The organism is Pseudomonas sp. PA1(2017) (assembly GCF_001945375.1).
GTDB lineage: Bacteria > Pseudomonadota > Gammaproteobacteria > Pseudomonadales > Pseudomonadaceae > Aquipseudomonas.
Map to the genome: position 1 here is coordinate 740,661 of NZ_MSXU01000009.1, position 13,518 is coordinate 754,178.

Below are 13,518 nucleotides of genomic sequence, written 5' to 3' on the forward strand. Positions count from 1 at the left end.
TTGAAACCGATGGCCACGCAAAATAAAAACTCAAGAATTACGAATCGATAGACATTAAATAAATTCCAGCCGAACGATGCTAGCCATGCAGCAGGCAATACATTCATATGCAAATAGGAGGCTCTGCCACAAGGTGAATGTCCACTCGTTTATTTAAAAATATGCGCCCTGAGGAATGTCTACTCATTAATTTAAAATATGGGGTGCCGTCGGATTTCCTGGCCTACAGGGGCGGATTCCTATGAAATGCATGGTGAATGTCTACTCATTTCTCAAAAATGCAGAATCGTTTTTAAGCATCCCGGATGCCTACCGAATCTTGCAGTTTTAGGCTAGGCGATGGGCGACCCAGGGCCTAGAGTTGCCCGAGCCCCTGATCTGCGTGGACCTCACAAGGTGTCTACGAGACCTAGAAATCGTTGCCACAGTTTCAGCGAATGTAAACCGGAGGCTCTTTTTAGGTGGAAGGTCTACCGATTAGTGCAAAAATAGAGCCTAGTGGAATGTCTACTCATTAATTCAAATGGCACGTTACCAATTGAATTAGTTGAGTATTTTCTATGTCAAGAGATATCTTCGAGAAAAATCGTCTACTCATTTCGCCTAAATTTCTTAAGCAATTCCTCTTGGAAAGGCACGGATAGATTTCTATTTAAATCAATAGGTTAAGTGATAGGCCACCGATGACGTGTCTACTGATTAATTTAAAAATCTTCCATTCCGGGCAGAGCACATGTTCCATTTTTCCTTTAGATTCAGCACGTTAGTGACATTTCGGGAAGAGTCTCCTCATTTCGCAACTCTCGCAGGGAGTGAGGATGAGCATTCAGATGCTGCTATAGATCGTGATAGGCGATTTAACATAATATACATTATGCGAAGTTATGGCTGAGCGATGCTAGCCATTCTTCCCTGCCATTTTCTCGTAATCATCCGCTGCAAAACCCTCTAAGCAATCAGCCCCAGTGTCAGTCCCTTCAACGTGGCTGCCGCCCGCGTCGAACACTCCAATTTGCGAAAGATGCTCTCCATATGCGTGCGCACGGTGCTCGGGCTGATCGACAGGTTGCGCGCCACTTCCTTGTTGCTGGCTCCACGGCTGATTTCGGTGAGAATGTCGCATTCACGTGCGGTCAGCAGCGCGCTTCTGGATTGCGACAGCCGTCGTTTGCCTTGGGCGGCTGCAATCACGGCTTCGCAGATATCGCTGTCGAAGATGTCGCGACTGGCGTCCTGCCTCAGTTCGCGTTGTGCCTGAGACATATCGTGGGCCGTTCGCCAAGGCCTGGTGCTACGCAATGCGACCCAGGCAACCGAAGCTGCAAGCAAACGGTATTCGGTGCACAACGAATCAGCTGACGAACCACGGAAATAGCCGCTGCCGTCCAGGCGTTCGTAGGCATGGGCGGCGATTTCTCCAGGGCGGGCCAGTTCGGCGATGGGTTTGCAGGCCTTTTGCGTCCAGTACGGCACAAGGTGAACACGTTCCAGGGCGCCGTATGGCAAAGCTGCGGGGTTGTTCCAGACCTGGTTGGAGACGGCTGCGCGCCCCAGGCCATGTAGTAGCGCGGCCTTGCCGACGTCGATCAGCGCGTGTTCCGGTAGGCCCCATAGGCGTCCCGCCTCGATGGCCATGTCCGCGACCTGCCGAGAATGGCCTGCCAACCAGGGCAACTTGAGATCGATCACGTCACCGACCAGACTCAGCGACACTTGGCTTTCGGCTTGCGCCGGGCTCTGCGGTGGTTCACAGCCATGCAATTGATCGAGCCAGGCGCTGGCATGACGTTGCAGCAGTCGGGCAAGCGCTGCGGGATAGCGCCTGTCACCCTGCCCGCCAATCCACTCCATCGCCGCTTTCAGGCCGTGAGTGCGGCTGAGAATCTCCAGGTCGCCGGCCAGTACCACGTGGTAGACCGCATCGGGAATTTGCCCGTGCTTCAGCCCGGCAGGTCGGCCGGAACCGTCATAAGTTTCGAATATCCGGTACAACGTTGCCTCGACGTCCGTGCCCAGCCCTAGCGTGCTTGCTACCTGCTCCGATACCTCGCAGTGCACGACGGCGAGCGAGCCGGCTTCGTGTACTGCACGCATGGGCGCAGCGCCGAGGGTCTGATCGAGCATCGCGCGGCGGCCGTCCACGTCGTCCCCCAGCAGATGGCTGAAACCCTCGGCGTTGGCCGTGCAACCGGACCAACGCAGCAAAGCCGCGTACTCGGCGATGTCTAGATGACCGCCCTCGCCCAGGCTCGCTTGCGCCAATTGCCGCGCCAACCTGGCAACGCGCATCGAATGGCCCAGTGGCTGGCCCATGCTCAGGTCACCAACCTGGGAAATGGCCGCCAACGCGGCGCCGGTGGAGACGACAAGGTGCGAAGCGTCAGTCACGGCAGAAAGTCTCCAGGTCGGATAAATGACCGATACCGGCCATGTGGCGCGCTCAGCAGAATTGGAGCCTCACCCACGCAGGAGTTTACCCAATGAAAACCTTCGGATCGCAAATCGCTGCACTCGCGCTCGCACTGGGCACTACCTTCACCGTTGCCGCCAGCCAGGCGGCCGATGCTTCGCCCTCGGTGGTGATCGTCCACGGCGCGTTCGCCGATGGCTCCGACTGGGCCAAGGTGGTGCCATTGCTGCAGGCGCAAGGCGTGACCGTTACCGTGGTGCAGAACCCCCTTACCTCGCTGGCCGATGACGTCGGGGCTACCAAAAGAGTGCTCAACAACCAGACCGGCAAGGTGGTGCTGGTCGGCCATTCCTGGGGCGGCACGGTGATCAGCGAAGCCGGTGACGATAACAAGGTCGGCGCGCTGGTGTATGTTGCGGCCTTTGCGCCGGATGCCGGCCAGACCAGTGGCGAACAAGGAAAAGGTGCGCCGACGCCTCCCGGTATCAGCCAGTTGAAGACCGATGGCAATGGCTTCATCTACTTGACGCCCCAAGGCATGGCCACCGACTTCGCCCAGGATCTGCCTGCCGCCCAGACGGCGGTGATGACCGCGACCCAAGGGCCGATCAAGGCATCGGCCTTCGAGGAAAAGACCAGTGTCGCGGCCTGGAAGATCAAGCCGTCCTGGTATCTGCTGGCCACTCAGGATCGGATGATTCACCCGGACGTTCAGCGCTCTTCCGCCAAGCGCATCGGCGCAACGCTGAGCGAAGTGAACAGCAGCCATGTGCCGCAGCAGTCCCGGCCGGCCGAGGTCGCCAAGGTGATTCTCGAGGCGGTGCATGCGGTTGCCGGCGATGATCGAGATAGGTAAACCCGCGCCGACGCCGTCATCACCATGACGGCATCGGCCTTTCACGCTACAGGATCAGGCTGCCAATGACCGCCAGGGTGAAGGCGATGCCACCGAGCAGGGTTTCCATCACGGTCCAGGTCTTGAGAGTGGTCTTCTCGTCCATTTCCAGGAAGCGGCTGACCAGCCAGAACCCCGAGTCGTTGACGTGAGACAGCACGGTAGCGCCACCGGCGATGGCAACTACGATGAAGCACAGGTCGAACTCGCTGAGCCCGGGCGTGGCGGCAACCATCGGTGCCACCAGGGCGGCTGTGGTGGTCAGTGCGACGGTGGCCGAGCCCTGGGCTACGCGCAGCGCCGCAGAGATCACGAAGGCAGCGAGGATGACCGGCATGCCGGTGTCCGACAGGGTGCCAGCCAGCGCGTCACCGATACCGCTGGTGCGCAGCACGCCACCGAACATGCCCCCTGCCCCTGTCACCAGAATGATCGAGCAGATCGGGCCGAGCGCCCCTTCGCAGACCGTTTCCAGGTGCTTGCGGCTATGTCGGCCGCTGAAGGCGATCAGCGCGAACAGCACGGTAATCAGCAGTGCCACTGGGGTTTTGCCGAGCATGCGCAGGAATTGCACCCAGCTGCTGCCGCCATCCACTGCGCCAATGACGGTCAGGGTATTGAGGCCGGTATCCAGGAAGATCAACACCAGCGGCATCAACAGAATGGTCAGCACCAGCGAGAACGCCGGTGGCGTCACGCTGTTGTCACGCGGCACATCGGTCAGAAAGCTGGCCGGCAGTTTCAGGTCGTAGCGCTTGCCGGCCCACAGCCCGAACAGATAGCCGCCGAAATACCAGGTTGGCAGCGCGATGACGGTGCCGACGATGACCAGCAGACCAATGTTGGCGCCGAGCAGCTCAGCCGCGGCGACCGGGCCAGGATGTGGCGGCACCAGCGCGTGCATGGCGGCGAAGGCACCGGCGGCTGGCAAGGCGTACTTGAGAGTGGAGCCACCGAAACGCTTGGCCACGCTGAAGATGATCGGCAACATCACGATCAGGCCGGCATCGAAGAAGATCGGAAAGCCGAACAACAGCGAAGCCACTCCCAGGGCGAACGGCGCCCGATGCTCCCCGAACTTGTTGATCAGCGTGTCGGCCAGCACCTGGGCACCGCCGGTAATCTCCAATAGCCGGCCGATCATCGCGCCGAGGCCGACCAGCAAGGCCACCGCCGCGAGCGTGGTGCCGAAGCCGCCGAGTAGCGTCGGTACGATCTTGTCGAAGGGAATCTGCGTTGCCAGTGCGGTGAAAATGCTCACCAGCACCAGTGCCAGAAAGGCATGCAGGCGGAAGCGGATGATCATCAGCAATAGCAGCAGGACGGCGCCGGCGGCGATGGACAGTAGCGGTCCGGCGCCAAGGGTGGTGGTCACCTCATTCATGGTGAGCGCCCTCCTCTATGCTTGCAGCATGGGATGAACAGTACGGTGCAGCCTGATGCTTGATATTCATGTCGCCTCCACTTGTCTTTGTTATGGGAGATGCATGGGGTCGTTACGGTCAGCGGTCGTCGTTGGAAGTCCGCCACCAGTCAGCGGCCTTGCGGCCAAGGGTATCGATGGGTTGCGTGGCATCCAGCACCAACGTCGAAGGCTCGCCGTGAGGCGGTTCCAGAGTGGCGAACTGGCTGTCGATCAGGCTGGCGGGCATGAAGTGCCCCGGGCGATTGCCGACACGCTGCGCGGCCTCCTCACGGGACAGTTCGAGAAACACGAAGCCCAGGCCGGGCACGGCTTCGCGCAGTCGGTCGCGGTACTTGCGCTTGAGCGACGAGCAGGTCAACACGGGATGCGGGTGGGTCTCGAGCGCGCTGACCAGTTCCCGGCCCAGGCGGCTCAGCCAGTCGGCACGGTCATCGTCGTCGAGGGGAATGCCGGCGCTCATCTTTTCGATGTTGGCAGGCGGGTGAAATTGGTCACCTTCGATCAGGTAACCGCCGACATGGTTGGCGATCGATTCGCCGACGCAGCTCTTGCCGCATCCGGATACGCCCATGACGACTACTGCGGTTATCGGTTTGCTCATCGTGCAACTCCAGCAGAAGACAGCGCTATCTTTGGCGAGTGAAGCGATACGCGAGACAGCGGCTTCAGATGTTGTAACTGTTATTCGCCGGTTCCTGCTGCTCAGAAGTGGCAAGCGCATTGCGCTCAATTGCCAAGCCCCTGAGACAGCGCTACCTTAACCAGCAATTCTGGCCGCTGACAACCCCTGCCGATGAAATCCCCGACGCACAACAACTCCCGCACCCTTGGTATGCCGACCCTGGCACAGGTCGCTGAACGCGCCGGCGTATCGACCATCACGGCCTCGCGGGCGCTGCGCGGCGTGGCCACGGTGGGCGCCGATCTCGCCGAGCGGGTGCGCAAGGCCGCCGATGAATTGGGTTACGTGGCCAACCCGGCGGCACGAACCCTGGCATCGGCGCGCAGTACCTCGGTCGTGGTGCTGATTCCCTCGCTCTCCAACCAGCTGTTCATCGAACCGCTGGATGCCATTCACGAAGTGATGCGGCCACGCGGTATCGAGGTGCTGATTGGTGATTACCACTACTGCCGGGACGAGGAAGAACGGCTGGTGCGCAACTACCTGCCATATCGGCCGATGGGCATGCTGCTGACCGGTTTCGACCGCACCGAGGGCACCCGGCACCTGCTCAGCGCCAGCCGTATTCCCTGCGTGCACATGATGGAATTGAGCGATGCGCCGGGTATCGCCAGCGTCGGCTTTTCCCAGCAGGCGGCCGGTGAAGCCGCGGCCAGGCATCTGCTGCAGCAAGGTCGCAAGCGGCTCGCCTATGTGGCGGCCCAGCTGGACCCGCGGGTGATGCAACGCGGCGAAGGGTTTCGCCGCGCCTTGCAGGCCGCCGGCGTCTACGACCCGGCCCTGGAGCTGTTGCATCCCCTGCCCTCGTCCATCGGCCTGGGCTGCCAGTTGTTTCGCGACTTGATGCAGCGCCATCCGGATGTCGACGGCATTTTCTTCTGCAACGACGACCTGGCCCAGGGCGCGCTGTTCGAAGCACAGCGCTGCGAGATGGCGGTGCCGGGGCGCGTGGCGATGGTCGGTTTCAACGACCTGCCGGCTTCGGCGCACACCGTGCCGCGGCTGTCGTCGATCCATACGCCGCGCACCGAGGTCGGCCGCGAAGCCGCCAACCTGCTGCTGAAAATGCTCGATGGCCGCCCTGCAACGCCTAACATCGACCTGGGTTTCGAGCTGCGGGTGCGTGAGAGCAGCTAGGCGCGCGGTCATCAAATCGCAAGGGATGGCCGCCATGATCGGTACCCGACACAAGGATGTGTTACCCCAGAAAGAAGCCCGGTCAGTGCCGGGCTTCTTTCGTTCAGGGGCGGATCATTCCAGCGTCAGGGCGACGCGTCCACGATCGGGGCAGGCTTCCATATGGCGGTGCGCGTCGGCGAACTCCTCGAAGGCGAAGGTCCGGTCGATTCGCGGCTTGAGCAGGCCATCGGCGGTGAGCATGTTGATGTGATCCAGCGCGCGCTGTACGGCGGCGTGATCCTGCTCGATGCCCAGCTCCGAGTGCCCGGTGAAGTCCAGCACGCAGTGACGGAAGAACTGCAGGTGCTTCTTGAACGCCGCGCAGGCCGGGAACGCGGTGTCGTTGCCACCGTTGAGGCCGTAGAGAATCAGCTTGCCGCGGGTAGCGGCCACGTCACCGAGCAACTTGAGCTGCTGGCCGGCGCAATGGTCGAGAATCACCTCGGCGCCCTTGCCCTCGGTGTATCGCTCGACCTCGAGCACCAGATCCTGTTCTTCGGTGAAGATGATCTTGTCGGCGCCCAGCTCGCGCAGAAATTCACGGCTGCCCGGCACGCTGGTCGACACGATGACCTTGGCACCCAGCGCCTTGGCCAGTTGCACCGACTGTGGCGCCAGGCAATGGCAGGCCTCGGTGATCAGCACGTGCTGGCCGGCCTTGAGCTTGGCCAGGTCGACCATCGCGAAATAGGCGAACAGCAGGCCAGTGTAATGGATGCTGGCTTCGGTCGGGCTGAGCACGTCCGGGTAGCGGGTCAGCGCATAGCGCGGCACCACCACCACATCGCCCCAGGTCGGGTAACGGTTGGGCGTGTTGGCCGGGAACGCGGCAACCGGCGTACCGACCGGGAGGTCGTCAACGCCCTCGCCCACGGCTTCTACGATACCGGCCAGCTCGGAGCCGACACCGGAGGGTAATTTGGCTTCTTCAGAGGCGAGGTTCTGGCGCCACAGCACATCGCCCCAGCTGACGCCAAGCGCCTGGACACGTACCAGCACCTCCCCGGCGTTCGGAGTGGGTGTCGGCATTTCTTCGCACTGCAATACGCTGGCGTCGCCGAACTTGTGGAAACGGATCATGCGGGACATCGTCAACCTCAACTGATCGCGGATTGGGTCATTCACTGGACTCGACTTTATCTGCACACCTGGGTGCACACCACCCGACACGACTAATAGTCGTCATGCCTGGCAGTGATATAGGCCGGCGGAACGTGTGGATATGCCAATCTTACCGGTGTCTTTCCCAATGCGCTCAAGTGCTCGTACTATTGGCGCACAAGGCTCTCACTAGCGTCCCGCTCTGGCAAGCCCGCACATTTGGAACCCGGATGAACCGCAACGACCTGCGACGTCTCGATCTCAACCTGCTGATCGTGTTCGAAACGCTGATGCACGAGCGCAGCGTGACCCGTGCGGCAGAGAAACTGTTTCTTGGCCAGCCGGCGATCAGCGCGGCGTTGTCGCGCCTGCGCAACCTGTTCGATGACCCGCTGTTCGTGCGTACCGGGCGCAGCATGGAGCCCACCGCGCGCGCGCAGGAAATCTTCGCCCTGCTCTCGCCAGCGCTGGACTCGATCTCCACCGCGGTCAGCCGCGCTTCCGAGTTCGACCCGGCCACCAGCACCGCGGTGTTCCGGGTCGGCCTGTCGGACGATGTCGAGTTCGCCCTGCTTCCGGCGCTGCTGCGGCGCCTGCGCTCCGAAGCGCCCAATGTGGTGCTGGTGGTGCGCCGCGCCAACTACCTGCTGATGCCCAACCTGCTCGCTTCCGGGGAAATCTCCGTAGGCGTCAGTTACACCGAGGAACTGCCGGCCAACGCCAAGCGCAAGACCCTGCGCCGCAGCAAACCGAAGCTGCTGCGCGCCGATGCGATCCCCGGCAAGCTCAGCCTCGACGAATACTGCGCTCGCCCCCACGCCATGGTGTCGTTCGCCGGCGACCTCAATGGCTTCATCGATGACCAGTTGGCGCGTTTCGACCGCACCCGCAAAGTGGTGCTCGCCGTGCCGCAGTTCAACGGCCTGGGCACCTTGCTGTCCGGCACCGACCTGATCGCCGTGGTGCCCGACTACACCGCTGCCACGCTTACCGCCGCCGGCGGCCTGCGCGCCGAAGACCTGCCGTTCGAGAGCAACAGCTTCGAGATGTCCATGGCCTGGCGCGGCGCTCAGGACAACGACCCGGCCGAGCGCTGGCTGCGCTCGCGCATCCAGATGTTCTTCGGTGATCCGGACAGCTTGGAATAGCCCTTACGCCTGCCGACAGGTCTAGATTAAATAGATAGGTAGCTCTCTATTTATATTCCAACGGGTAATATCATCATTCTCGATGATATCTATCTTCGTGGCGTTCGATTCGTTCCCGGATGTTGCAGCGACCAGACTCCGCCTCCATCACTTCCCTCTCCTCTTGGCGGATCGAAATCATGGAACAGTCCAACCCAAGGCTCTGGCAATTCCCCCTGGCCCTAACCGCAGCGCTCGTACTGGCCGCCTGTGGCAAGAGCCAGGAAACCGCACAGCAGATGCCTACCCCCAAGGTCAGCGTGGCCGAAGTCATCGAACAGCCCCTCAACGAGTGGGACGAGTTCACCGGCCGCCTCGAGGCGCCGGAATCAGTGCAGATACGCCCGCGGGTGTCCGGCTTCATCGACAAGGTGAGCTTCACCGAAGGCGCATTGGTGAAGAAAGGCGACCTGCTGTTCCAGATCGACCCGCGCCCGTTCCAGGCCGAAGTCAAACGCCTCGAGGCCCAGTTGCAACAAGCCCGCTCCAATCAGGTACGGGCCAGCAGCGAAGCCCAGCGTGGTGAACGCCTGCGTGAAGGCAATGCGATCTCCACCGAGCTGGCCGATGCCCGTAAAAGTGCGGCACAGGAAGCCCAGGCCGCCGTGGCCGGCATCCAGGCCGAACTCGACAACGCCCGCCTGAACCTCAGCTTCACCCGCGTCATCGCGCCCATCGATGGCCGCGTCAGCCGTGCCGAAGTGACCGCCGGCAACCTGGTGACCGCCAGCGAATCGCTGCTCACCTCGCTGGTGTCCACCGACAAGGTGTACGCCTACTTCGACGCCGACGAGCGCGCCTTCCTCAAGTACACCGAGCTGGCTCGCAAGGCCGGCCATGACAGCCGTAGCAAGAGCCCGGTGTACCTGGGCCTGTCCAACGAGGCCGGCAACCCGCATCTGGGCCAGCTGGACTTCCTCGACAACCAGGTCAACCCGCGCACCGGAACAATCCGCGGCCGCGCCGTGTTCGACAACCGTGACGGCACCTTCACCCCGGGCCTGTATGCGCGCCTGAAGCTGGTGGGCAGCGACACCTACGACGCCATGCTGATCCAGGACGTCGCCGTCGGTACCGACCTGGGCAAGAAGTTCGTGCTGGTGCTCGCTGACAACAACACCGTGGCCTATCGCTCCGTGGAGCTGGGGCCCAAGCTCGAGGGGCTGCGCATTGTCCGCAGTGGTCTGGCCAAGGGCGACCGCGTGGTGGTCAACGGCCTGCAGCGCGCGATACCGGGCAGCACCGTGGACCCGCAGAGCGTGCCGATGGCCGACGAGAAAACCCTGGCGACGCTGGAAAAGCAGCGCAAGGCCGTAGCCTCGGCGCGCAATGACGAACCCCTGAAGGTCAGCCTCAAGTAACACCGGGCCTCGCCCTCTCCCATTTCCTACCCGAGAACCTGCTCGCGCCGCCCATGGCGTGGGCAGGCTGGGCTGTGCCCGCATCAAAAGGACATTAACGATGAACTTCTCGCAGTTCTTCATCCAGCGGCCGATCTTCGCCGCCGTGCTCTCGCTGATCATCCTGATCGGCGGTGCCATCTCGCTGTTCCAGCTGCCGATCAGCGAATACCCGGAAGTGGTGCCGCCCACCGTGGTGGTGCGTGCCGACTTCCCCGGCGCCAACCCCAAGGTGATCGGCGAAACCGTGGCTTCGCCGCTCGAACAGGCCATCGTCGGCGTCGAGGGCATGCTCTACATGTCGTCCCAGGCGACCAACGACGGGCGCATGACGCTGACCATCACCTTCGCCCTGGGCACCAATCTGGATACCGCCCAGGTGCAGGTGCAGAACCGCGTCACCCGCACCATGCCGACGTTGCCCACCGAAGTGCAGCGCCTCGGCGTGACGGTCGACAAGGCGTCGTCTGACATGACCATGGTCGTGCACCTGACCTCGCCCAACGACGCCTACGACATGCTCTACCTGTCCAACTACGCCTCGTTGAACATCAAGGACGAGCTGGCTCGTCTCGATGGCGTCGGCGACGTGCAACTGTTCGGCCTCGGTGACTACTCGATGCGCGTGTGGCTGGACCCGGACAAGGTCGCCTCCCGCGGGCTGACCGCCACCGATGTGGTAAACGCCATCCGCGAGCAGAACCGCCAGGTGGCGGCCGGCTCCCTGGGCGCGCCACCGGCGGCCAGCGACAACAGCTTCCAGCTGTCGATCAATACCCAGGGCCGTCTGGTCAACGAGGAAGAGTTCGAGAACATCGTGGTGCGCGCCGGCGAGAACGGCGAGATCACCCGCCTCAAGGACATCGCCCGCATCGAACTGGGCTCCAAGCAATACGCCCTGCGTTCGCTGCTCAACAACAAGCCCGCCGTGGCCATGCCGATCTTCCAGCGCCCGGGCTCCAACGCCATCGCCATTTCCGATGCGGTGCGCGAGCGCATGGCCGAGCTCAAGCAGAGCTTCCCGGAAGGCGTGGATTACGAAATCGTCTACGACCCGACCATCTTCGTGCGCGGCTCCATCGAAGCGGTGGTGCACACCCTGCTCGAAGCCATCGTGCTGGTAGTGCTGGTGGTGATCCTGTTCCTGCAGACCTGGCGCGCTTCGATCATCCCCCTGGCCGCCGTGCCAGTGTCGCTGATCGGCACCTTCGCGGTCATGCACATGTTCGGCTTCTCGCTCAACGCCCTGTCATTGTTCGGGCTGGTATTGGCCATCGGTATCGTGGTGGATGACGCCATCGTCGTGGTGGAGAACGTCGAACGCAACATCGGCCTCGGCAAGACGCCGCTGGAGGCGACCCGCCAGGCCATGAAGGAAGTCACCGGGCCGATCGTCGCCACCGCCCTGGTGCTCTGCGCCGTGTTCGTGCCGACCGCGTTCATCTCCGGCCTCACCGGGCAGTTCTATCAGCAGTTCGCGCTGACCATCGCCATCTCCACGGTGATCTCCGCCTTCAACTCGCTGACCCTGTCGCCGGCCTTGGCCGCCGTATTGCTCAAAGGTCATCACGAGCCCAAGGACCGCTTCTCGGTGGTGCTCGACCGTTTGTTCGGGCGCTGGCTGTTCAACCCCTTCAACCGCGTGTTCGAACGGGCCAGCCATGGCTACGTCGGCACCGTGCGCCGTGTGGTACGCGGCAGCGGCATCGCCCTGATCGTCTACGCGGGCCTCATGGGGCTGACCTATATGGGCTTTTCCAGCACCCCGACCGGCTTCGTACCGCCCCAGGACAAGCAGTACCTGGTGGCCTTCGCCCAGTTGCCGGACGCCGCCAGCCTGGACCGCAGCGAAGCGGTGATCAAGCGCATGTCGGACATCGCCGCCAAGCACCCTGGCGTGGAAAACACCGTGTCGTTCCCGGGCCTGTCGATCAATGGCTTCACCAACAGCCCGAACAGCGGCATCGTGTTCGTCACCCTCAAGGATTTCGATCAGCGCAAGGACGCATCGCTGAGCGCCAACGCCATTGCCGCCGACCTCAACGGCCAGTTCTCCAGCATTCAGGAGGCCTACATCGCCATCTTCCCGCCACCGCCGGTGATGGGCCTGGGCACCATCGGCGGCTTCCGCGTGCAGCTGCAGGACCGTGGCAGCCTGGGGTACGAAGAGCTGTACAAGCAGACCCAGAACATCATCGCCAAGAGCCAGAACGTGCCGGAGCTGGCCGGGTTGTTCACCAGCTATCAGGTCAACGTGCCCCAGGTGGAAGCCAACCTCGACCGCGAGAAGGCCAAGACCCACGGCGTGGCCATCGATGACATCTTCGACACCATGCAGGTCTACCTCGGCTCGCTGTACGCCAACGACTTCAACCGTTTTGGCCGTACCTACCAGGTCAACGTGCAGGCCGACCAGCGCTTCCGCCTGGACGCCGAGCAGATCGGCCAGCTGAAGGTACGCAACAACCGTGGCGAGATGATCCCGCTGTCGACCTTCGTCAAGGTCAGCGACAGCTCCGGCCCCGACCGGGTGATGCACTACAACGGCTTCATCACTGCCGAGATCAACGGCGCCGCAGCTCCCGGCTACAGCTCCGGCCAGGCCGAAGCGGCGATGGCCAAGCTGCTCAAGGAAGAACTGCCCAACGGCATGAGCTACGAGTGGACCGAGCTGACCTATCAGCAGATCCTCGCCGGCAACACCGCGCTGTTCGTGTTCCCACTTTGCGTGCTGCTGGCCTTCCTGGTGCTGGCCGCCCAGTACGAGAGCTGGAGCCTGCCGCTGGCGGTGATCCTGATCGTACCGACGGTGCTGCTGTCGGCTATTACCGGGGTGATCCTGTCCGGCGGCGACAACAACATCTTCACCCAGATCGGCCTGATCGTATTGGTTGGCCTGGCATGCAAGAACGCGATTCTGATCGTCGAGTTCGCCAAGGAGCAGCAGGAGCACGGCCTGGATCGCGTCGCCGCGGTGCTGGAAGCCTGCCGCCTGCGCCTGCGGCCGATCCTGATGACCAGCTTCGCCTTCATCATGGGCGTGGTCCCGCTGGTGCTGTCCAGCGGCGCCGGCGCGGAAATGCGCCATGCCATGGGCGTCGCGGTATTCAGCGGCATGCTCGGCGTGACCTTCTTCGGCCTGCTGCTCACCCCGGTGTTCTACGTACTGATTCGCGCCTTCGTGGAAAAACGCCAGGCGCGCAAACAACAGGCCCGTCTGCAGGAGGCCCAGGCATGA

9 protein-coding genes are annotated in these 13,518 nt (G+C 62.4%); 5 read left to right on the plus strand and 4 right to left on the minus strand.

Features of this window, described 5'->3' with window-relative positions:
• Positions 1-948: 948 nt before the first annotated feature.
• Positions 949-2,388 (minus strand): HD domain-containing phosphohydrolase, encoded by a 1,440-nt coding sequence (locus tag BVH01_RS10550; protein ID WP_075930274.1) that lies wholly within the window; start codon positions 2,386-2,388, stop codon positions 949-951.
• A gap of 92 nt (positions 2,389-2,480) precedes the next feature.
• Between BVH01_RS10550 and BVH01_RS10555 the strand changes: the two genes are divergently transcribed.
• Positions 2,481-3,266 carry an alpha/beta fold hydrolase gene (locus tag BVH01_RS10555; RefSeq protein ID WP_075930275.1) on the plus strand — a complete coding sequence of 262 codons (786 nt, stop codon included), beginning with the start codon at positions 2,481-2,483 and terminating at the stop codon, positions 3,264-3,266.
• Between the two features lie 46 nt (positions 3,267-3,312).
• On the opposite strand, the gene BVH01_RS10560 is transcribed toward BVH01_RS10555, so the two are convergent.
• Both BVH01_RS10560 and BVH01_RS10565 read right to left on the minus strand, forming a co-directional pair.
• The gene (locus tag BVH01_RS10560) at positions 3,313-4,689 is read right to left on the minus strand and encodes a GntP family permease (RefSeq protein ID WP_075930276.1); all 1,377 of its coding nucleotides are present in this window, start codon (positions 4,687-4,689) and stop codon (positions 3,313-3,315) included.
• A 118-nt stretch (positions 4,690-4,807) separates the two neighbouring features.
• Positions 4,808-5,302 carry a gluconokinase gene (locus BVH01_RS10565; RefSeq protein ID WP_177344612.1) on the minus strand — a complete coding sequence of 165 codons (495 nt, stop codon included), beginning with the start codon at positions 5,300-5,302 and terminating at the stop codon, positions 4,808-4,810.
• A 222-nt stretch (positions 5,303-5,524) separates the two neighbouring features.
• Between BVH01_RS10565 and BVH01_RS10570 the strand changes: the two genes are divergently transcribed.
• Positions 5,525-6,550 carry a LacI family DNA-binding transcriptional regulator gene (locus BVH01_RS10570; RefSeq protein ID WP_075930278.1) on the plus strand — a complete coding sequence of 342 codons (1,026 nt, stop codon included), beginning with the start codon at positions 5,525-5,527 and terminating at the stop codon, positions 6,548-6,550.
• Positions 6,551-6,664: 114 nt separating this feature from the next.
• Here BVH01_RS10570 and BVH01_RS10575 read toward each other — a convergent pair whose 3' ends face one another.
• Complete coding sequence (locus BVH01_RS10575) at positions 6,665-7,681, minus strand: zinc-dependent alcohol dehydrogenase family protein (protein WP_075930279.1); 1,017 nt, start codon at positions 7,679-7,681, stop codon at positions 6,665-6,667.
• Positions 7,682-7,923: 242 nt separating this feature from the next.
• Between BVH01_RS10575 and BVH01_RS10580 the strand changes: the two genes are divergently transcribed.
• The 3 genes from BVH01_RS10580 (at position 7,924) to BVH01_RS10590 (ending at position 13,518) form a co-directional block, all read left to right on the plus strand.
• A complete protein-coding gene (locus BVH01_RS10580) occupies positions 7,924-8,841 on the plus strand; it encodes a LysR family transcriptional regulator (protein WP_075930280.1) in 918 nt (305 codons plus the stop codon).
• A 179-nt stretch (positions 8,842-9,020) separates the two neighbouring features.
• On the plus strand, positions 9,021-10,241 hold the full coding sequence (mexE, locus tag BVH01_RS10585) for a multidrug efflux RND transporter periplasmic adaptor subunit MexE (protein ID WP_075930281.1): 1,221 nt from the start codon (positions 9,021-9,023) through the stop codon (positions 10,239-10,241).
• Positions 10,242-10,341: 100 nt separating this feature from the next.
• Positions 10,342-13,518 (plus strand): efflux RND transporter permease subunit, encoded by a 3,177-nt coding sequence (locus BVH01_RS10590; protein WP_075930282.1) that lies wholly within the window; start codon positions 10,342-10,344, stop codon positions 13,516-13,518.

Excerpts from the sequence above, each read along its gene's own strand:
- BVH01_RS10555 (WP_075930275.1), top strand. The coding sequence starts at position 2,481 with ATGAAAACCTTCGGATCGCAAATCGCTGCACTCGCGCTCGCACTGGGC.
- BVH01_RS10580 (WP_075930280.1), top strand. The coding sequence starts at position 7,924 with ATGAACCGCAACGACCTGCGACGTCTCGATCTCAACCTGCTGATCGTG.
- BVH01_RS10560 (WP_075930276.1), bottom strand. The coding sequence starts at position 4,689 with ATGAATGAGGTGACCACCACCCTTGGCGCCGGACCGCTACTGTCCATC.
- BVH01_RS10590 (WP_075930282.1), top strand. The coding sequence starts at position 10,342 with ATGAACTTCTCGCAGTTCTTCATCCAGCGGCCGATCTTCGCCGCCGTG.
- mexE (WP_075930281.1), top strand. The coding sequence starts at position 9,021 with ATGGAACAGTCCAACCCAAGGCTCTGGCAATTCCCCCTGGCCCTAACC.
- BVH01_RS10565 (WP_177344612.1), bottom strand. The coding sequence starts at position 5,302 with ATGGGCGTATCCGGATGCGGCAAGAGCTGCGTCGGCGAATCGATCGCC.
- BVH01_RS10570 (WP_075930278.1), top strand. The coding sequence starts at position 5,525 with ATGAAATCCCCGACGCACAACAACTCCCGCACCCTTGGTATGCCGACC.
- BVH01_RS10575 (WP_075930279.1), bottom strand. The coding sequence starts at position 7,681 with ATGTCCCGCATGATCCGTTTCCACAAGTTCGGCGACGCCAGCGTATTG.